At 46.8% G+C, this 21,608-nt stretch carries 17 protein-coding genes; 10 read left to right on the plus strand and 7 right to left on the minus strand.

Translation table 11 applies throughout. The features are described from left to right. Positions 1-19 precede the first annotated feature (19 nt). Positions 20-385: a DUF488 domain-containing protein gene (locus AYR61_RS07810; protein WP_054711650.1), complete on the minus strand. Its 366-nt coding sequence runs from the start codon at positions 383-385 to the stop codon at positions 20-22. 449 nt (positions 386-834) lie between these two features. Further along, positions 835-3,753 (minus strand): MMPL family transporter, encoded by a 2,919-nt coding sequence (locus AYR61_RS07815; RefSeq protein ID WP_056987748.1) that lies wholly within the window; start codon positions 3,751-3,753, stop codon positions 835-837. Between the two features lie 170 nt (positions 3,754-3,923). Between AYR61_RS07815 and AYR61_RS07820 the strand changes: the two genes are divergently transcribed. Continuing rightward, entirely contained in the window at positions 3,924-4,550 is a 627-nt protein-coding gene (locus tag AYR61_RS07820) for a TetR/AcrR family transcriptional regulator (protein WP_054711651.1), read from the plus strand. Here AYR61_RS07820 and AYR61_RS07825 read toward each other — a convergent pair. From AYR61_RS07825 to AYR61_RS07835, 4 genes are all read right to left on the minus strand, one after another. Further along, complete coding sequence (locus AYR61_RS07825) at positions 4,480-5,205, minus strand: demethylmenaquinone methyltransferase (RefSeq protein ID WP_065902507.1); 726 nt, start codon at positions 5,203-5,205, stop codon at positions 4,480-4,482. The two genes, AYR61_RS07820 and AYR61_RS07825, sit on opposite strands and share 71 nt — an antisense overlap. 129 nt (positions 5,206-5,334) lie before the next feature. Further along, positions 5,335-6,126 carry a type I methionyl aminopeptidase gene (gene map / locus AYR61_RS07830; protein ID WP_054711653.1) on the minus strand — a complete coding sequence of 264 codons (792 nt, stop codon included), beginning with the start codon at positions 6,124-6,126 and terminating at the stop codon, positions 5,335-5,337. Between the two features lie 529 nt (positions 6,127-6,655). After that, positions 6,656-6,826: a hypothetical protein gene (locus AYR61_RS15380; protein ID WP_169790394.1), complete on the minus strand. Its 171-nt coding sequence runs from the start codon at positions 6,824-6,826 to the stop codon at positions 6,656-6,658. Positions 6,827-6,896: 70 nt separating this feature from the next. Further along, positions 6,897-7,601: a zinc metallopeptidase gene (locus tag AYR61_RS07835; RefSeq protein ID WP_065902508.1), complete on the minus strand. Its 705-nt coding sequence runs from the start codon at positions 7,599-7,601 to the stop codon at positions 6,897-6,899. Between the two features lie 232 nt (positions 7,602-7,833). Between AYR61_RS07835 and AYR61_RS07840 the strand changes: the two genes are divergently transcribed. From AYR61_RS07840 to AYR61_RS07865, 6 genes are all read left to right on the plus strand, one after another. After that, complete coding sequence (locus tag AYR61_RS07840) at positions 7,834-9,198, plus strand: MFS transporter (protein WP_065902509.1); 1,365 nt, start codon at positions 7,834-7,836, stop codon at positions 9,196-9,198. Positions 9,199-9,867: 669 nt separating this feature from the next. Beyond that, positions 9,868-10,515, plus strand: coding sequence for a nitroreductase (locus AYR61_RS07845; RefSeq protein ID WP_054711657.1), 648 nt, complete (start codon positions 9,868-9,870; stop codon positions 10,513-10,515). 293 nt (positions 10,516-10,808) lie between these two features. Further along, the gene (locus tag AYR61_RS07850) at positions 10,809-12,509 is read left to right on the plus strand and encodes a hypothetical protein (RefSeq protein WP_054711659.1); all 1,701 of its coding nucleotides are present in this window, start codon (positions 10,809-10,811) and stop codon (positions 12,507-12,509) included. A gap of 194 nt (positions 12,510-12,703) precedes the next feature. Next, complete coding sequence (locus AYR61_RS07855) at positions 12,704-12,979, plus strand: helix-turn-helix transcriptional regulator (RefSeq protein WP_054711661.1); 276 nt, start codon at positions 12,704-12,706, stop codon at positions 12,977-12,979. A gap of 36 nt (positions 12,980-13,015) precedes the next feature. After that, positions 13,016-13,360 (plus strand): helix-turn-helix domain-containing protein, encoded by a 345-nt coding sequence (locus AYR61_RS07860; RefSeq protein ID WP_054711664.1) that lies wholly within the window; start codon positions 13,016-13,018, stop codon positions 13,358-13,360. After that, entirely contained in the window at positions 13,353-13,607 is a 255-nt protein-coding gene (locus AYR61_RS07865) for a hypothetical protein (RefSeq protein ID WP_191982234.1), read from the plus strand. Before AYR61_RS07860 ends, AYR61_RS07865 begins: the two co-directional genes overlap by 8 nt. A gap of 104 nt (positions 13,608-13,711) precedes the next feature. On the opposite strand, the gene AYR61_RS07870 is transcribed toward AYR61_RS07865, so the two are convergent. Then, positions 13,712-15,106, minus strand: a complete 1,395-nt coding sequence (locus AYR61_RS07870; protein ID WP_225356464.1) for a DUF2252 domain-containing protein — start codon at positions 15,104-15,106, stop codon at positions 13,712-13,714. Positions 15,107-16,076: 970 nt separating this feature from the next. On the opposite strand from AYR61_RS07870, the gene AYR61_RS07875 reads away from it, so the two are divergent. The 3 genes from AYR61_RS07875 (at position 16,077) to AYR61_RS07885 (ending at position 21,496) form a co-directional block, all read left to right on the plus strand. Continuing rightward, positions 16,077-17,810, plus strand: a complete 1,734-nt coding sequence (locus AYR61_RS07875) for a phospho-sugar mutase (RefSeq protein ID WP_065902512.1) — start codon at positions 16,077-16,079, stop codon at positions 17,808-17,810. A gap of 486 nt (positions 17,811-18,296) precedes the next feature. Further along, entirely contained in the window at positions 18,297-19,679 is a 1,383-nt protein-coding gene (gene ltrA, locus AYR61_RS07880) for a group II intron reverse transcriptase/maturase (RefSeq protein WP_065902514.1), read from the plus strand. Positions 19,680-20,320: 641 nt separating this feature from the next. Then, complete coding sequence (locus AYR61_RS07885; protein WP_065902516.1) at positions 20,321-21,496, plus strand: galactokinase; 1,176 nt, start codon at positions 20,321-20,323, stop codon at positions 21,494-21,496. Positions 21,497-21,608: the final 112 nt, after the last annotated feature.

The raw sequence follows: 21,608 nt of genomic DNA on the forward strand, positions 1-21,608 counted from the left end.
TTGTGAGTGAGGACTATTTTTAGGGTTGCAGTTGTTTTTCGATAAATTCTTGGAGCACCACAGCTTGATTATGCGTTTCGTCTTTGGCACCAAACAACATGATCACATTACCATGGTTGAGTTTGTCTTTGATGAGCGCTAAAAACTCTGGAAGATCCGGATTGGCAGTCAATTCAGCTTCATACCGCGTTTTAAATTCTGGATATTTTTCGGGTTCGTGATTAAACCATTGGCGCAACTCCTTTGTCGGAGCAATGTTTTTAAACCAGTCATCTAACGCTGCGTTGACTTTCGAGATCCCACGCGGCCAGACCCGATCCACCAAGATTCGGTAACCATTCATATCAACTGGTTTCGTATAGATCCGTTCAATTTTTAAGGGCATCTCAATCACCTTCCTCTTATGGGTCACTATACCATAACTTGATTTAAACGTAACGGATGTTGACTGCATGACACGTGTCTTGGTTTTAAGACCACCACCGTGAATAAAAAAAGGGCGCTATTACGGCGTCCTTTTTGCAGTCTTGAGTGATTTTAAATTGTGCCACTACACTACGATAGTTGTAATTGTCATCATAGATGATAAGGCTTCATAAGTGGCGTCATGAAACCTGTTAATCAATTGTAACATGTGACAACCATATTGTGTGAGAAGCATTGCTATCGATGGTCTGACACGCAGTCGAGGGCGAATTCTCCGCAAACTAGGGTTACGCCATTGTGATGCTTAACCTGTGGTAACAAGTAAGCTCAACGTAAGTGGAATGGAGCCAAATGGCGGAATGCAACGGACAATTATCATCTATCCATAAGTTTCCCAATAATGAAAACTTAATCTTCACGCTGTTTTTGATCCTTATCATACATCTTGTCATGCACATAAGGGTAAGTGAATTTGACCATGATCGGCATGATGGTTGGTAACATAAAGACGAGCAGGATAAGCCCAACGATGACGGCGAGGGCGACTTGAATCAGTGTCGTGACGCCAGATGGCATCAGGGCTGCGAAGGTCCCACCAAGGATGATAGCGGCGGAGATAACGGTTGTCCCAATCAGGGCGGACGAATTAATGATCCGTTTTCGAACATCCTGGATGGTACCCGCATCGTCTCTGTATCTCATCATAAGGAAGATACTGTAGTCAGTGCCAAGCGCAATCAGCATGATGAAGCTAAAGAATGGTGTGTTCCAGGTCAATAGTGATTGTGACAGGAAGGTGGCTGAGAGCCACTTAGTGATGGAGAGGGCACTGTAGTAGGCAACGGTCAGCGTCCCAATAATGGTCATCGGTTGAATCAATGACCGGGTCACAAACATCAACGCGATGCCGATACCGACGAGCATAATAACGACCGTTCGTTTGAAATCAGAGTTGGCTAATTTCTGAAGGTCGGCGGTCTGAGAGGTTTCGCCGCCAATTTTTACCTTATCGTTTTTCAGCGTGCCGTGCTTTAGTTTTGCGTGTACGTCACTCGTAATCTGGTTGAGTTGGTTAGCAGCCTTGGTCGAACTTGGGTCGTGGTCTAAGACGACTGTGATCTCCGCAATTTTGCGGTTGCTTGACATGTAGGCATCCATTGATGGTTTGAAGGTGCTAGAGCTGAGTTGGCTCTTTGGCATGTAGAAGTCATTCCCTACGTAAGAGCTTTGCAGTTCCTTCAGGTAAGCATTTACTGTTGCGGTGCCCTTGCCAATTTTGCCTAGCGACTCATTAGCGGTCGTTAAACCAGCCTGTAATTGCTTCGTTTGCGACTGGACCTGCTTAAGTTTGGCGCTCATTTCCTGAACGCCGGTGTTGACTTGTGTGCTGGCACTGGCCACGGATTGAGCACCGGAAACGAGCTTGGTGCCGCTGCTGGTCAATTGTGATGCACCGCTGCTCAGTTGTGAACTGCTGGAAGCAAACGGGGAGACAGCACTATTCAGCTGACCTAAGCCACTAGATAACTGTGAGGACCCTGTCGCTAACTGGGCAGTGCTTGCGTGCAAGGTTGGAACGGCGATTGTTTGCTGGTTTAAGGCAATCGCACCGGTCGCTAATTGTTGGCTGGCCTTGTTTAATTGACTCACACTGCTGCTTAGCTGTGACGCACCACTAGTCAGTTGCGCGGTGCCGCTGGTCATCTGGTTGACGCCAGAAGTGTACGTTGACACGCCTGAGCTTAACTGCTGAGCGCCCGACTGCAATTTAGCAGTGCCGGCTGTTAGTTCATTGAGTTGTGAAGTACTGCTGCTGGAACTGGCTGAACTCAATTGTGTGTTTGCTTGGTTCAAGCCCGTTTCGACTTTCTTTAAGCCGGCGTTTGCCTCATTTAACCCAGTCACCAGCTGACTTAACTGGCTCTTGAGGTAAAGGGCTTTGATTTTTGAGCCGCCTGGCTGGGTGACGGAAGTGACTGTCTTCACACCTGGTTCTGCCCGCAGGTAATCAGTGAGGTCGTCGATGGCAGCGAGGTCTTTTTGATTGTTGAGGCCGTTTTTACTTTCAATATAAACGGTTGAGGTGCCTGACATACCGGCTGGGAAATGTTTTTGAATCAGATTATAGCCGGCCTTAGATTCAATCGTATCAGGAAGTTCATCCGCATTATTAAAATTGAGTTTTTGTGAACTAGTGAGAACCAACGGCACAAAGATGACCAGTAAAACGATGATGGCGGTCACTGTGTGCGACATGGCACCGGTTGAGATGGCTTCCCAGAGCCGGTTGCGACCATGCGCGTTCAGGTTCTTGCTTGGCCAAAACATCGCGCGACCCATGGTGGTCATGAAGAACATGTTCAGGGTCAGTAAAACGGCGAGTAGCACGATGACCCCAATGGCAACCCCAACGGCGGATTGGTAAAACGAGAATTTAGCAAGCCCGAGGACTAAGAATCCAATCAGGACGGATGAGCCACTATAGAGAATTGTCCGGCCGGCGTGTTGTCGAGCCGTATTAGCGGCTTCGGTTGCGTCAAGACCGTTTGCGAGTTCCTCTTTAAACCGGTTATAGAGCAGAATATTGTAGTCGGTCCCGATCCCAAACAAGACAACAACCATAAAGATCTGGGTGAAGTTTGAAATGGGGAAACTGACGGCTTTAGCGAGGTTCATGACAATGTTAGATGAAATCAAGTAGGACAGGCCAACGGTCAGTAGTGAGATGAGCGGGACTGGTAGTGCTCGGAAGACCAGAATTAAAACGATAAAGATGAAGATGGCTGCAATAATCTCGGTCTTCTTCAATCCGGCTTGCGTCACCGTGGAGAAGTCGTCATTCAACAGATCACTGCCAGTCACGTAGGTCCGCACACCCTTGGTCTTGACGTGGTTGCGAATGATGTTTGCCTGTTTGCTGATGGCGGTGCCTTTTTCAACGTTGATCATGGCTAACTGGGTTGACTTATCTTTTGAAGTCAGCTCTTTTTTGGCTTGTGCGTTTTGGTTGGCGCTCGTAATGCTCGTGATGTTCAGCTGTTTGTCGTTATTGACGCGGTGAATCGCCTTGGTGATATGACGATTATCACTAGCCGACAACTTACCGTTCTTTTTATTAAATACAACGATCAGCGACCGCACATTCTTGTTGCCGGACGCTTTCTTTTCAATGGTCTGCGCCACCTGGCTTTGCATATCCGATGGCAACGTCACTGAGCCGTGCTGCCGAACGAGTGACGACACGTTTGGCATCGTTACGATGGCCGCAATGGCAATGATGATCCAAACAATCAGCGAAATGCCATGGTGTTTCCATAATTGCTGCATAATTTCTCTTCCCCTTTTTTCCTTATAGATTAATAAACGAGTGATTAAATTTAGACACTTGTATAAGTTTAAGTATGATGATAAACTCGCAGGGAACAGGATTCAACTCACAAAAAAAGGATCCCGTCTAAATTTAGACAGAAACCTGAAAATGCAAAAGGAGTGTTTTCATGAAGTACGACCTACACAGAAAGCCGACCCGGGGCGCGAAACGGACCCTTGATGCGTTCTTTCACACAACACTGGCACTCTTAGCAGTGAAACCATTTGAGGCGATCAACGTCAATGAGATCTGCAACAAGAGCGATTTTCCGAGAGCGACCTTTTACAATTATTTTGATGATAAGTACGATCTGATGAACTTTTGCTGGTACATGCTTGCAAAGGATGTCGGTATTCAAAACGCTGATGAATATAAAAGCAATGAAGTGCTGACCCTCTATTTTGACCGGTTGTACGATATTTTTGAAAACAATAGTCGCTTATTGAACAGTATTTTAAAACACAATGATGCGGATGGAACGCTCCTCGATAGTTTTACAAACTTCCTGCGTCGTACAGTCCAAAAAGTCTTTACCCAACTTTTTGGCGATAAGCAGTACCGGGTGCCCGTTGAACTCATGGTCGACCACTGTGCGTCAACGGTAATGATGTTGCTGGAATGGATCTTTTTAAAGGAACAGCCAACGACAAAGGAACAGGCTCATCAGTATCTGGCTATTTTGATCAGTGACCCGAATATGGTCGTTTGCCCAGGTGAAGTGTCGCCGCACCAAGATCAAATTGCTGATAAGTGACATCGCGTAAGCCAACGTCCTGGAACATGGTTTTCAGCTGCTCGGCTGTGACGAATTCCGCGGTCGTGCGCTGCAAATAGGCGTAGTCATCATAGTTATGCACGGCCAGTTTTGTCATCGTGGGGACAAGGTTGAAGTAGATCTGCCAGCCCAAATGGATAATCGGTTGGGTCGGCTGTGAGGTTTCCAAACAGGCCACCTGACCGCCGGGGTGGATCACCCGAGCCATTTCGCTGAGCACTTGACTGGCATCGGGCACATTGCGCAACCCAAACCCAATTGTCGCTGCGTCAAAGGTGTCGTCAGGGTAGGGGAGATGCATAGCGTCGCCCTGGACAAGGGTAATGCGGTCTTCAAAATGGACCGCCTCGACCTTTTTCTTTGCTATCGCTAGCATCTCTTCGCTAAAGTCTAACCCAACCACGTGACCAGCTGGCCCCACGGCTTTTGCAAGTGCAATCGTCCAGTCACCAGTGCCACAACAAAGATCAATGGCAAAGTCACCCGGCTTAAGTGCCATTTTCTTCATGGTCACGTTGCGCCAGTGACGGTGCGTATGCAGAGTGATCAAGTTATTCATATCATCATAGTTACCAGCAATTCGGTTAAAGAGCCCCTGAACATTTTCTTCGGGGGTGTTATTGGTTATAGGCATGATGCACCTTCTAGTTTTAGAATAGTAAATTATTCTTATATTGTACCAGAGCTACTCTGTTCTGGAACAATAATTGATTGTAATTTAAAAGCCGCCTTTCCCGTTTTGGGGAAGGGCGGCTTTTGTTGATTATAGATACTTAGCATCCATTTCAGGATCTTGTGACGTTAAAATCTTGGGGCCATCCTTGGTAATGACCAGGGTGTGCTCGTACTGAGCGGATGGCGTGCCATCTGCTGAGGCATAGTATTCCCAAGTGTCACCAGGAACTTGTTTAGAAATGATTTCCCAAGTGCCAGTGTTGACCATGGGTTCAATGGTAATCGTCATGCCTTCACGTAATCGCAAGCCCTTACCCTTTTCACCGTAGTGGGGGACGTTGGGCTGTTCGTGCATCGTTGGCTGAATCCCGTGGCCGATGAGTTCGCGAACGTCGCCCATGTGGTTTTCGTCTTCAACGTAGTGTTGAATCGCGTAACCGATGTCACCGATCCGGTTACCGACAACGGCCTGGTCGATCCCCAAGTAGAGCGCCTTTAAGGTGACGTCCATGAGATGTTGTTTTTCTTCTGAAATCTCGCCGACAGCATAGGTCCAGCAAGAGTCACTCATGAAGCCGTCCAGGTTAACGACCATGTCAACTGCAACGATGTCGCCTTCTTTTAACAGCAATTCCTTACGGGGAATGGCGTGAGCAACTTCATCATTGACGCTGACACAGGTCGCATACTTGTAGCCCTCAAAGCCTTTTTCTTCGGCTTTGGCGCCGTGTTCTTCAATATATTTGTTAGCAAACCGTTCGATATCCCAAGATGAAATACCGGGTTTGATGATGTCACGCAACCCAAGGTGCACACCAGCCAAAATGGCACCAGACTTACGCATCATTTCAATTTCACGAGGTGATTTTAAAGTAATCAAATTCGTTTCTCCTTTGAATTTAGTCTCATGTATTAATGTACACCTTTTGTAGAGTGTGGAGCAAGGCGGTTGAGGGGTGGTGTGTAACGGACTCTGGCAGAAATGCCCGAACTTGGCATTTTTGCCAGAGTCCGTTACACGTTAACCCCTCGCCTTGCGAAACACGTTTCGGCATGGTTGCCAAGAAAGCCGTAGCCATAACTAGTCGGCTGACAGAAAACACAATCCAGGGCCCGTTACACGTTAGACGTGCATAACACGATTCAGCGACCTGACGACAAAAAACAATCAAACCCACAATTCCCGCCAGCAAGAATACAACATCCGCACAAAAAAGCCACCACCACAACTCGCAGCAGTAACCTGTGTATTTGACTGACTAAATAGCTTCATAAAACGCGTCCAGCTTATCTAGCCTAAACGTGCAACTCCCGGTCATATAAGGCACCCCAGACTAAACTCCAAATTCAGGATTTTAGTCTGGGGTGCCTTATATTCTGGGAGCAAAACCGCCGTTTGTCCCACTCTTCTAAGTTAAACTCGTTACATCGCCATTCTTAATGGCTTTCTTGATCTTGTTTGCTTCATCTAACCGGGATTCAACAATGTACCGCATCGTGACGTCGTTCTTGTCCTTCGCGTCGTTGAACTGTTCGGTTAGAAATTCGATTTGGTCGTTCAAATAAGAAATTAAGTCCATATTTACACCTACTTTACGTGGTCTTCACAGTTTATTATAGCGCTTTTCTACATATTCTGATATGAAAACGCTAATTGTCCCGGTCGCCACCAAAAAGGAGGACTAACCGTAAAAGTTGCAGGAAGGTCGACAGAGCCGCTGCTACGTAAGTGAGGGCGGCTGCTGTCAGCACTTTGCGAACCATTGGCACTTCTTCTTGGGTCAAAACGCCGCCTTCACCAAGAATCTTGAGGGCGCGGTGTGATGCATTGAATTCAACGGGAAGGGTGACCAGTTGAAATAGCAATGCCAGCGAGAACAATAGGATGCCGAGGTGTATTAACGTTTGATTGAAACTCAAAAGCACACCGATCAAAATCAGGGGAAACGATAGTGAGGAGCCGATGTTGGCTAGTGGGACGATGGCTGTTCGGATGCGCATTGGTGCGTAGTTGGTCGCATCTTGAACGGCGTGACCGCATTCATGGGCCGCCACACCGATGGCGGCGACCGAAGTTGAGTTGGCTGTTGATTGTGACAGACTCAGTACCTTTGTTTGTCCGTTGTAGTTATCAGTTAGATTACCAGAAATCTGCGTGACAGCAACGTCGTTAATCCCGGAATGCTGCAGAATATAGTTCGCGGCGTCAGTGCCGGTTACACCGCTGCGGGAGCGGTATTGGTCGTATTTGCGAAACGTACTATTCACGTAGCCGGATGCAACCATGGAGAGCACCAGGCCGATGATCACTAAGAAATACGTGGGGTCAAATAGGGCAAAGATGGGTGATGTCATTCAAGTTCCTCCTTCAGATAGTCTGACTAATGTTGACTAACATTCTATCAAGAAGGACTATAATAGTCACGGAAATTCCTTTAATTTTTTTGAAAGCGCAACAACCAAACTGCCATCAAGCAGGTGTCATCTATCAGGGCATCAGCGAACGCCTGTTTACATTTTTCAATCAAAGGGCTAAGATGAATATAGTTAAGAATTATTCTAAATTGCTTGAGAGGAAGATCATTGTATGTCTGATACAGTTCAATTACACGGCTCACAGCGGTTGTGGTTTATTACCACGCTGCTGATGGGTACTTTTACGATGTCCATTAGTCAGTCAGCCTTGTCGACAGCGTACCCGACGCTGATGCGGTACTTCGGGATCTCCGCGTCAACGGTACAGTGGCTGACCACTGGCTTTATGCTGATTATGTGTGTCATGATGCCAGTCAGTCCCTGGTTGCTGAACAACATTGGGTTTAAGCCATTATTCTTATTCGTGTTGCTCACCTTTGATGTTGGGACGTTGCTGATTATTTTGGCACCAAACTTTCCGTTAGTATTACTTGGACGAGCCATGGAAGCCGTCGGGGTCGGCATCTTATTTCCTTCTTATCAAACGGTCTTGCTCACCATTACGCCTAAGGAGAACCGCGGGAGTGCCATGGGGGTTGCCGGTTTGGTCATGGGCTCTGCTTTAGCAGTTGGTCCAATTATTTCCGGTATCGTTTTGAAGTTTACGACTTGGCAGGGGCTCTTCTGGGTCTTCTTAGTCATCATCACGCTGGTCGTGCTACTTGCAACACGGACGATCGTGAACGTGATGCCAAGTGATAAATCAAGTCTGGATTGGCTTTCAGTCATTTGCCTGGTTGGGTTTATCGGTATCCTGTACGTGATCAACTTGATTGGTGAGACCGGTGTCAACTGGCCACTGGCCTGGGGAATCCTAATTGTCAGCGTTCTGGCCATTATTCTGTTTGCAACGCGGCAGTTCAAGTTGGAAACCCCACTGCTTGACCTGCGGGTGTTCGGCGTGGGTCAGTTCAACATTGCCGTTTGGCTGACGGGGCTGTCCTACATTGCGTTGATCGTGGTCACGATTGTCTTTCCGTTATACTATCAAATCATTCTTGGCGTTAGTCCGTTTATTTCTGGGATGGCGCTGGTTCCTGGTGCCGTATTCCTCAGTATTCTGAACCCAATTACGGGGAAACTTGCTGACCGGATCGGATTTAAGGCAGTGCTCCTTTGTGGGATGATCATGATTCTGGTCGGATGGGGATTGCTGGCACTGATCCAGGGCGAAGTTGGTCTCTGGGGCATGATGCCGATTGCGATGTTAATCGAAGGCGGGAACGCATTTGTGATGATGCCGGCGGTCACGCTGGGTGCGGATGCGCTGCCAACCCATCTCGTCTCACACGGGACGGCGGTGATCACAACGATGCGGCAATTGTTAGGGTCCACGGGGGTTGCCGTGGCAACGTTATTATTAACGATTGGTCACGTGAAGACAGCGACACTGGGCAATTTCCATATTGTCTTCTGGGTCTTCTTTATCCTGGAAATTATTGGGTTGTGCCTGGCCTTAGCGTCGAAGCGGCCTTAGGTGCAACTCCTTGCCTTCTGTAACTCGTTTCGGCATGGTTGCCTAGAGAGTGGCGCACAAGCGGACCCTGACAGAAATTCCGGGCTTTGGAATTTGTGTCAGGGTCCGCTTGTGCGCAATCTTTTACTTTCTGGAGGGCCCCATTGTTGGGTGATTCAAAGTAGTGTTTTAACGTCGCTTTGTTCCACTGTTCGGCCCTGCAGGCTGAGGTGGGGTCGCTTCGGAGCTATTGAATGTCTTGCCAGAAATTCTAGAATCTCCTACGTCTCCCGTGGTCGTAACCGACTAAAGGACAGCCGCTAACGACCACCGACACCACAGCCTGCAATACCGAACGACTCCACTACGCTATGACTCTGGTCGTGGTCGTCACAGCTAGTAAGTCTTCATAAGTGGTATCACGAAATCTCTATATTAAGTGTTACTGGTGACGGACACATCATGAGAAGCATTGCTGTCAGTAGCCTTACCAGCAGTCGCGAGCCACTACACGGAGTGCCAAATTGCGGAATGCAACGAACTATCACCCAACATTGGAAAGACCCTATCTGTAACTTGTTTCGGCATGGTTGCCTAGAAAGAGAGTGGCGGACGCGTTTCCTCCACTCTCTTTTTGCGTTATGATAACCCTAGCCAGAAATAACCTCACTTAGATAGGAAGATGACACAATGGAATTTGATGACGTAATCAATGCACGGCACTCTGTCAGAGCGTATAGCGACAAGCAAGTTGATAAGTCGCTGTTAACTGAACTTGTGAGTGAAGCAATCAAGAGCCCTTCTTGGGTGAATTCACAACCTTGGAAGGTCTACATTGCAACGGGCGACACCATGCGCCGGCTAGCAGATCAGCAGGCAGATTTAGAATCACGTGATGTTCAGTCGCACCCCGATATTCCTGTTCAACACCGTGAATTGTGGGAAGCACCGCAACAAGCTAATATGCAGGAAAACTCAACGCGGCGTGCCGAATGGGGGACTGAACACGGCGTCAGTTATCCAGAATCACAGAGGCACCTGTACAACGCGCCAGCAGTCGCCTATTTGACCATCGCCAAATCAAGTCCGCAGTGGTCACTTTACGACCTGGGCAATTTTGCCGAGACGTTGATTCTTGCTGCAACGAACAAGGGTCTCGGGACGATTCCTTCCTATTCACTGGTTAAGTACCCAGAATTAGCACGACAGGCACTTGGCATTCCTGAAAACGAGTTGCTAGTCATCGGCATCGCCATTGGGTATCCTGCGATGTCGCCAATGAACGATTACCGCTCAAAACGGATGGCACTAGACCAAATTTTAACGATCAGCGATTAATTTAACGTTTCAACAATTCACTAGGATTAATAATGTATAAATATTAAAAATATCGTCATTTTTTCTAATTATTTAAAAAAGAAAGACGGTATTTTCACAGAAGTAATTATGATGATAAGATATGAAAACACTGGTACGGCTTCCTTTCCGTACTGTAAAATTAGATGTAAGCGGTTTATATGAAAAAATGCTAATTTTTTTATTTATATTTAATTTTTGTATTTTCGTTCGTGTTTAAATAGGCTACAATAGCCTTAAGTCGAGAAACTGACCTGGAAGGAGAATGCGATTTTATGACAGAACCACAAAATGTTGAAACGGCTGCGTTATACATGAACCCAGCCCGCGACGTCGCTGTTATTGATTATAGCAGCAAGTACATGTCAGACATCTTTACCTTGATTAACAGTAAAGAATTGTTTGAAGTCGTTCGTTTATATCTTGAACAACTTAGCCACCACGAGGCAGACTCCGATAATGAGTTTGAGGATACTGACCCGAAAACATACTTGGACACAGTCAAGGCTGTCCTGCTTGACCGTGAGGATGCCTACGATAAGTTCAACCGATATGAAATCCTGGATAGTATTGAAAACTTGTATTCATACTATCGGTCATTCCTCAGAATCGGCGTTTTGAACCTGCATGGTAACGAAGCATCTGCCAACACGTTCATGCAATTAGATGATCAATTTAACAGTCTGGTGATCCGTTCATACCGGACGATTGAAGAAAAACTACAGGGCTTTAAAAACAAGACCTACCGTCAAGTGAGCGCCGGAACCTCCGCCGTTGTCCTGACCCAGTCACACGACTGGCCAATTCCAAAGGGGTACGAATCCCTGAAGCCAATTCGCTTCCTGGACACGTTGAGCTTACGGCCACCAATGATGATGACCACGCCAAGTAACAAGCGTGAAGGGACCTTCACCGCTGTGCCTGACAACCCAATTGATAAGTTCCATGGCGATCGCAAAGAATGGTACTGTTTCCCAGCTAAGATCGGTGAGAGTTTATGCTATATCTACTTCCATCGCGACTACTTCGTAAGCGGTATTTCCCTTGCCAACTTGTTTGAAGTTGCTGACGCTAAGGAAGTTGCCGGCCATAAGCCAGACGAGATCCTGTTATTCGGGATCGATAAGACTGAGGGCGATGTTTGTCACTATCACCATGATGAAGAAAATGACATCTGGGTCGGCGAAGTGCCATACAACGATAAGACCACTTACTTTGGTTACATGAAGAAGATGTGTCTGACGTTGCATAACCTGCACATGATCTACGAGAACCGGTTGCCAATTCACGGCTCAATGGTCCGCATCAAGTTCGCTAACGGTAAGAACAAGAACGTTGTCTTCTTTGGTGATTCAGGTGCCGGGAAGTCCGAATCCTTGGAAGCCTTGCAAGAAATCGCTGACGACAAGATCATTAGTTTGGAAACGATTTTCGATGATATGGGCAGCTTCGCCTTTGACGCGGATGGCAACATGTATGCGCAAGGGACTGAAATTGGCGCCTTCGTTCGATTGGATGATCTGAGTTCGGCCGTTGCTTTCAACAACATGGACCGTGGGGTTTACTTGAACCCTGACCGGAAGAACGCCCGGGTTATCATCCCGGCCGACTCATACCGTCGTGTTGTGAAGCATCATCAAGTCGATATGTGGGTCTACGCTAACAACTACGATACCGAAATTGGGATTCACCAATTCGATAACGAAGAAGATGCAAAGGACACCTTCATCACTGGGAAGCGATTTGCGCTTGGAACCACTGATGAAGTCGGCATGAGCACCACCTTCTTTGCCAACCCATTCGGGCCTGTTCAAGAAGAAGAAAAGACTCGGCCAGTTATTGACAAAGTCTTTAATCACTTGTTCAAACAGGGCACTTATGTGGGTGAAATTTACACCCACCTTGGGACTGATAAGTCTAAGGATAGCTTGAACGAATCAGCACAGGAATTGTTGGATGTGCTTTGGAATTCATAAACTGAAATGACACTAAAAGTTCTGTAACTTCCACTTAGGAGGTTACAGAACTTTTTTTGCGTTTAAAAACAACGCAATATTAGGTTACGTAGTTAGAGGTGTTAGGAAAATTAAAATACTTTGACTAATACTTCTAAAACTTAATTTGCTATCATTAAAATGAAAATATCTGAAAACGTGAAGGAGGTTTCCAAATGAGCTTTATTGATGATTACATTGAAAAGAGAAGTAAGACGGATCTAGTCTTTGCTAAGGCTGTTCACCAAGAGGGTTTTAACCTAGCAGCGGCCAAGGCGGTTAAACAATTACGAGGTAGTTTGGGATTGACGCAAAGCGCTTTTGCAACGTTAGTCGGGCAAACACAGTCCACGATTTCGAGGATTGAGACTGGTGACTTTGATTTGTCAGTAGATCTTCTTGGACAGATTGCCAGTGCTGCCGGGAAAAGGTTGCAAATCGAATTTGTTTAAGAAACTAGTTGCCTTTAAGGAAGGAGCAACCACTAAATGTCCGAGATTGAAGAGATGATTCAACAAAGAATCAAGCAGGATCCAAATTTTGTGCACTATTTGAGACAGTTTGAATTCGATACAGCTACTGCCTTTGCTGTTGATGATTTGCGTCATCAACTTAACTTAAATCGTCCAGACTTTGCAAAAAAGATAAAAGTTCCCAAGCGAGTGCTATTGAAATTAGAGTCAGGTGATATGGAAATTACACCTCGTTTACTGAATCAGATAGCAACCAGAACTGGTAGGAAAATCAGGCTTAATTTCATCGATGCAGAAAAAGGTAAGGAGAACGCAAATGAATCTGCACACTCGAAAAATCAACCAGAATCACATGGTTGAAATTCCAGCTGAATTTAATATTGAGCCCGGGATTGCTGTGCGACCTTACCGGTTCAAAAACGGATTTGGTTATGAATTTGTTTCTGACGACCATCTTCATGTGACGGATGATGATATTTTGGCAGAAGTTTTGCGAGAAAATATTCCACGTGAAGCAGTTTTAAGTGAATTTCAGCGACGACGGGCTGCAATTGATCAGGCGTTTAAATTATTGCTGGATGAAATCGTCCGTGGAGAAAAAAGGTAGCTCGCGGCGATGGTATATAAAAGGCAATTTTCCGTCTAAAAAACACGGAACCTCAGATAGAAAATGTTCTCTGAGATGCCGTGTTAAAAAGTTTTTTAACCTATTTAGTTGGTCTTACTAATCTGCTCAGCATCCTTAGCTAAACGATAGAGCTTAAATGCTTGGTAGTCGCCCTTAACTTGTTCGATATAAGCCTGCGACCAGTCAGCAATGGCGGCGTCAAACTTTTCAGAGTGGCCCACGTAGCCAAGAATCATGCCGGCAGTTGGACTCTGTGCGTGCGCGGTCCCAAGAATCCAGGCGCAGGTCTTGGCGTAAGCTTCAAACTGTTCCCAATCGAGCTCGCTGAGGTCGATTGAAGCCTTCATATCCCGGAATTGGCGGACGTAGTAACTCCGAGATGAGCTGGCGAAATAGCCTAAGAATGGGTCGGAAGCCGATTGGAGGATCTTTTGAGAGTAGACGATCCGTTTGCCTTCGTTCTTTGCAAAGGCGGCGCTGGCTTCGTCAGGAATTCGATCCGCTAACTTACGTGTTGGCAGGGCTTCTTTGATCTGCAGCACAAGGTGACTGCCATCCGAACTGGTCAGCAACACAAGGTAGCACCGTGAGCCGAAACTCCCAACGCCAACACTGTGGCGCACGACATCCGTCACCGTAAATTGTGACAGCAGCATGTTCACATCCGGCTGCAAGGTATCGCGGTATGCCGCAAGATAGTCTTCAATGTTTTTCGTTACGTTATCCTTCACATGCTTCGTGCGCGGGGCGTTTTCGTTAAAGAGGCAGGTGCCGTCTTCCTTGGTTGTAGTAAACTTGCGCACGACTTGCTCAGAATCACGTTTACCGGCTTTTTCCATGAACTTTTTGAGCTTTTTACTGTGTTGAAGTTCGTCCGGAATCGCGTTTAACAAATTTTCGACTTCATTGATTGGGTAGAACCGGTTTAAGGTCGTCCGTTCAAACATCGCGTTCATGCTTTCTCGATAGGAGCGGCCGATGTCTTTGAGTAGCTCAGGCAGCGGTGTCTGATCGAAGTCATCGTGTTCACCGGCAGCCAGCATGACACTGACGGCCAGACGCTTGACGTCCCATTCAAATGGGTTGATTCCAGCTTCGTCAAAATCGTTCAGATCAAACAATAGATGCCGTTCTGGCGACGCAAACAGGCCAAAGTTACCGACGTGGGCGTCACCACACGTGATGGCATGGATCGGTGAGTTCGTCTGGTGGGCCAAATCAAATTCCATGAGTTCGGCCGTTCCACGGAAGAACGTGAAGAGCGACTCGCTCATCCGCTGGGTACGCTCTGGTAAGAGTTCCGGAATCAGAATCTGACGGACTTGGTCCATGAGCTTGTTGGCACTGCGTTTAATGGGTTTAAAGGTGCCCAGGGTTTCAAAGGGCGCTGTTTTTCGAATGGTTTTGCCGAGCTTTTCCTGTTGGTCAAGCGGTTGACTCACTTGAACCTGGCTAAAACTGTAGGGGCGTACTGACAAAATAAGGACCTTCTTTCAGATGATGCATTTCTTCAACAAGTGTACCATGAGTTGGGTAGAAGCGTTAGTGTGGTGGTTGGAGGTGTGGTGTTGGTGCTTTGCGGGGAGGGATGGTGGGCTTATTTACTGGTACAAAATTCAGAGTTTGATTTTTCTTGTGACACTTTAGAAGTGGCGACGTGCTATTGTTTTATGTAGCAAAAAGTGTTCCGCAAGGGGGCTTTCCATTGTTGGGTGATTCAAAGTAGCACTTTAATGTCGCTTCGTTCCCCCGTTCGGCCCTGCAGACTGAGGTGGGGTCGCTCCGGGGAGCTAGTGAATGTCTTGGCAGAAATTCAAGGATCTCCTACGTCTCCCGTGGTCGTAACCGGCTAAAGGACAGCCGCTAACGACCACCGACACCACAGCCTGCAATGCCGAACGGTTCCACTACGCTATGATCCTGATCGTGGTCGTCGCAGTTATTAGGTCTTCAAAAGTGGCATCACGAAACCTCTATATCAATCGTTACTGGTGACAGACACATCATGAGAAGCATTGCTATCAGTAGCCTTGCCAGCAGTTGAGGGCGGATTCTCTGCGAACTAGTTTTAAAGCTATTGTGATGCTTAACTAGTGTTGAACGGTAGCTCAACGTCAGTGGAATGCAGCAATTTGGCACGGAGCTGTGGTGTCGACATCAGTTAGCGACCGTACTTTGGTCGGTTACTGATGTGCGAGACGACTGAGATCCACTCGAGAGCTGCGCAGCAGAAATCGAGTTAGCTCAGTCGCGAGCCACTACACGGAGTGCCAAATTGCGGAATGCAACGGACTGTCACCTAATATTGGAAAGAACCTCCGCCCCTCTAATCGCCTTGCTCCACACTCTTTTACTAAAACTTTTACCATTTCCCTCTACCTGCGTTACAATGAAAGAGGTATAATAAGTAATCGTAAATTAGAGATGAATAAAGAGGAGCGATTTTCGATGAGCTGGAAAGATAACTATCAAACTTGGAAAAACTATCAAGACCTCGATCCACAATTAGCGACTGAATTAGCCGACATGGCGAATGATGAGACGGCACTTGAAGAAGCCTTCACCGCACCCATGTCATTTGGGACAGCTGGGATGCGCGGCTTGATCGGCCCCGGTATTGGACGGATGAACTTGTACACCGTTGGTTCAGCCAGTGAAGGGTTGGCCCGGTTCATGGACACATTAGATGATGCCACAAAACAACGTGGTGTTGCCATTAGCTTTGACTCGCGTTACCAATCGCGTGAGTTTGCCCACCACGCCGCAATGGTTCTGGGTGCTCACAACATTCCTTCCTATGTCTTTGACGATATTCGGCCAACCCCAGAATTGTCGTTTGCCGTTCGTCATTTGCACACCTACGCTGGGATCATGATTACGGCCAGCCATAACCCTAAGCAGTACAATGGGTTTAAAATTTACGGCCCAGATGGTGGTCAAATGCCACCCGTTGAAGCTGATAAGATCACTGAATACGTGCGCAGCATCGACAACCTGTTTACAGTCGCTACCGTTGCTGAACAAAAATTACGGCAAACGAACACCATGCACATCATTGGTGAAGACGTTGATGAAGACTACTTCAAGGGGATTGCTGAAGTGTCTATCAACAATAAGCTGATCGATGAAGTCGGCAAGGACATGACGTTGATCTATACGCCGCTGCATGGGACGGGCCGAGTTATTGGCTACCGTGCTTTGAAAAACGCCGGTTACGACCACTTTACGATGGTCAAGGAACAAGCCATTGCCGACCCTGAATTTCCAACGGTTGAACATCCCAACCCAGAATTCCCAGAAGCCTTCAACATGGCGATTGTTTTAGGCAAGAAACAGGGCGCTGATTTGTTGGTTGCCACCGATCCCGATGCTGACCGTCTCGGCGCCGCTGTACGGATGCCAAATGGCGACTACCAGTTGATGACTGGGAACCAAATTGCCTCCGTTTTGTTGAACTATATTTTGAAAGCTAAGCAAGATTCCAATACCTTGCCAGCTGATGGTTTAGTGGTGAAGTCGATCGTCTCCACTGAATTGGCAACTAAAATTGCTGACCACTATGGCGTGACGATGAAGAACGTCCTGACTGGGTTTAAGTACATCGCAGAACAGATCAAATTGGCCGAAGAAAATCACGACCACACCTTCCTGTTTGGGTTCGAAGAAAGTTTTGGCTACCTGATCAACCCGTTTGTTCGGGATAAGGATGCCATTCAGTCAACGATTCTGTTAGCTGAAGTTGCGGCCTATTACAAACAACAAGGTCTGACACTTTACGATGGGATTCAGCAGCTTTACAAGGAATATGGCTACTACGCTGAAAAGACCACCTTTAAAGAATTTGATGGTGTTGATGGTGCTGACAAGATGGCCGCTATCATGGCTGCTTTGCGGGCCGACAAGCCAACAGAATTTGCGGGTGTCAAAGTGGCAACCACGGATGACTATCAAACGCAAACGGCCACCCATGCTGATGGCACGACTGAAAAACTGGACTTGCCGGTATCCAACGTTTTGAAATACTGGTTAACGGATGGCACCTGGATCGCTGTTCGGCCTTCAGGGACTGAACCAAAGATTAAATTCTACACTGGTACCAGCGGCAAAACTGATGCCGAAGCCAACCAAAATCTCACCAACTTCGTCAACGCACTTGATGAGTGGGTGGCTAAGTTCGATTAATTTAAATGAATGACGATGACGACTGCTCTTATTGGGTGGTCGTTTTTTTTGGTGCGCCCGGCATGGGCGCCAACTAGACGGTGAAAGTCCGTTGCGGGCCGTAGTAGTCGGAACCGCAAGTCAATGACAAGGGTGTCCATCGTGAGGTGGAATCTGAAGGAAGTCGGCGACAAAGTACCGCATTGATGTACAAGAATCAGCTATAAGGCTGTGTTGGTCGGACGAGGTTGCCAAACAAACCAAAGTCCAATACTACTCGAGGCCATCGCAGTAAAGCTGGCAATGACATGGTACGAAAGTGGGCGTTCTTACCCGGGGAGGCCTGTATCGTACGTTCCCGACAAGAGGCGCGCTAAGCGCCACAGGAACAAACATCGCAGTGATGTGGTGCAGAACGATACAGGAGTCAGCCGAGGCCATAGTAGTGGTATCTGCCACGAAGGGCTGAACAATAATAGGTCATCATTGATATTGGAGGTGGAGACAGTGCAACAACCGCAGAATACAGAAAAAGCTGACCGCCGGCGGACAGTAGGACTGGAAGCCCAAGAACAAGTCGGGGTGCGTAGCACTGACTCTGGTGAAAATACGATGATGAACGGCACTAAGTTTCAAGAGTTAGTCTTAGACCGAAATAACCTGAACGAGGCTTATCTTCGCGTCTGCAGAAACAAAGGTGCAGCAGGACTAGACGGAATGACCGTTGACGAACTGTTGCCCTACTTGAGGAAACATAAACAGGAATTACTGCAAGCTTTACAAAACGAGACCTATCGGCCTCGTCCCGTTAAGCGGGTTGAAATTCCCAAACCTAATGGTGGTAAACGCAAGCTCGGAATACCAACTGTGATTGACCGACTTGTTCAACAAGCCATGGCGCAAGTCATGGTGCCAACATTTGAGCGTGTCTTCTCAGATAATAGTTTTGGGTTCCGACCGAATCGAAGTGCTAAAGATGCCATTGATAGAGTGGTTCAGTTCTACAATCAGGGCTATCACTATGTCGTGGATCTCGATTTAAAAGCATACTTCGATACGGTCAACCACGATCTGCTTATTAAATTTATTGAGCAGTATATTACGGATCCATGGATACTGCATCTCATTCGTCGCTTCCTAACCAGCGGTGTCATGAATGGTGGTCTATTTGAACGAAGTGATAAAGGCACCCCTCAAGGTGGCCCCTTATCGCCACTTTTGGCTAACATTTATCTCAACGAACTGGATAAGCTGTTAACTTCCAGAGGTCATCAGTTTGTCCGCTATGCGGACGATTGTAATATTTATGTCCGAAGCAAACGTGCTGGAGAACGGGTTCTGACTAATGTTACTCGCTTTCTTGAAGGCGACCTAAAGGTCACCGTCAATGAGGACAAGACATCAGTAAGTTCGCCTCTGCGGGCCAAGTTCCTGGGATTTTCCTTGGGGGTTGGTCGAGGAGGTGCGTATGCGCGACCTGCTTGGCAGGCCAAGCAACGCATCAAGTCTGCACTCAGGAAAATGACCAAGCGCAATCGGGGCGTTTCGTTAAACCTGGTGTTTAACGAGATTCATCAAAAGATGCGTGGGTGGTTACAGTACTATTCGGTCGGGAAAATGACCAATTTTATCCGTCACTTAGACGAATGGTTGCGAGCAAGGATTCGCCAGTATATTTGGAAACAGTGGAAGAAGCTCAAAACAAAGGTCAATCATCTTGTAAAACTGGGGCTTTCTGGCACCAGTGCTTATACAATGGCCAATACCCGTAAGGGTTATTGGCGAACTGCGCATAGCAAGACATTGACCTATACTCTGACAAACAAAAGACTGGAACGCCTTGGACTCATCAATATGAGCAAGACACTCCAGTCAATACAAAGTGCTTAAATTATTGAACCGCCGTATACGGAACCGTACGTACGGTGGTGTGAGAGGTCGGTAATTGAATTAATCAATTACCTCCTACTCGATTGGCGACCGTTCTGCGCTATGATTTGGTGCGCTTTACTTTTGAAAAAAATGACAAACTGAGGATTCTTGTATAGACGTTAGAGGTTAATTAGTTCATATTGCATACTCGAATCCCTGATCGTTATTAGTAAAGCAACGTGAACGGTCAACAGGTTAGGCGAAAATTCATCTCAAATTTGGTTTAACCCATATTCAATTATTAAGTGAAGTGGTTTGGAACCAGTTTTGTGAGCGTAACGGAGTCGGACGAGCTCGGAGCAGTGGTGTCGATGTTACTTGGTGAGGGTACTTTCCTCGCCTAGTAACATGTGAGTGAAGGAGATCCATTTTTTCTGAAAGAAAAAATTAGCTTCTTCGCGAACCACTACAGCTCCCAGAGTCGTCCGACGGAGTGAAGCGGACGCAAGCATAATCTCATAACCGTAGTAAAATTTACAAAGAAAATGTATGAAAACAAAATCCCATCTATGAAAAGTAACCGATTATATTTGACTTGTGACGGCATTTGGCGTATCTTAGTTTATGGTAAAAGTTTTAGTAAAAACGGAGGCCTGATCATGGACTATTCAAGTTTAAAAAAGGAATTTAACGATGCATTCGGCTACGAAGCTGACAAGGTGTACTTCGCCCCAGGCCGGATCAACCTGATTGGTGAACATACTGATTATAATGGCGGCAACGTGTTCCCTTGTGCGATTAGCATGGGGACGTACGGTGTCTACAAGGCACGTGAGGATAACAAGATCCGCGTGCAATCTGCCAACATTCCAGACGCCGGTGTCATTGAATTTACAACTGATGAATTAGATTTCAAGAAGGATCTAAGCTGGGACAAGTTCGTTCGCGGTGTCCTTTATGAATTAAAGGCTAACAAGAATTTTACTGCTCCTCATGGGTTTGATTTATTTGTTCATGGTGATTTGCCAGATGCTTCTGGCTTGTCATCTTCCGCTTCAATCGAATTACTGTTGGGCAACATTTTCAACACTGAATTTGGTTGGGGTCTCGAACAACTCGACCTCGTTAAGAATGGCCAAGCTGTTGAAAATGACTATCTTGGATTAAATACCGGGATCATGGATCAATTCGCTATCGGGATGGGGAAGAAAGACCAAGCTGTTTTGCTGGATACCAACACCCTGAAATACGAATATGTGCCTGCTGAATTGGGCGATAACGTGGTGGTGATCATGAACACCAACAAGCGGCGTGAACTCGTTGACTCAAAGTACAACGAACGTCGCAGCCAGTGTGAAGAAGCGGTTGCCCGCATGCAAAAGGGCGGCGTTGTTATCAAGACGCTTGGTGAATTAAGTCAGGATGAATTTGATGAAGAATCCTACTTAGTTGATGACGATATTTTGATCAAGCGTGCCCGTCATGCTGTTATCGAAAATCAGCGGACCCTGCGTGCTAAGCAGGCGTTGACGGATGGCGACCTTGTGAAGTTTGGCAAGCTAGTGAATGCTTCTGGCGTCTCATTACGTTATGACTACGAAGTCACTGGTAAGGAATTGGATTGCTTAGTTCAAACCGCCTTGAAACAAGACGGTGTCTTGGGTGCCCGGATGACTGGTGCCGGTTTCGGCGGCTGTGCCATTGCCATTGTCAATAAGGATAAAGTTGACGCCTTCTCTAAGGCTGTCGGTGACGTTTATAAGAAGGAGATCGGTTATGATGCTAGCTTCTATGTTGCTAATATTGCTGATGGTCCTAAGGAAATCAAAGCTTAATCTCGTTTTAGTAAAAGCGTACAATTAAATTGTGAATTGAAAAAAATGACACTCGCTGGCCCCGCCCGGTGGGTGTTGTTTATCAGATAAGAAGAGAGACTATCAGGAGGTT

The sequence above is a fragment of the Secundilactobacillus paracollinoides genome (genome assembly GCF_001702155.1).
Taxonomy (GTDB): domain Bacteria; phylum Bacillota; class Bacilli; order Lactobacillales; family Lactobacillaceae; genus Secundilactobacillus; species Secundilactobacillus paracollinoides.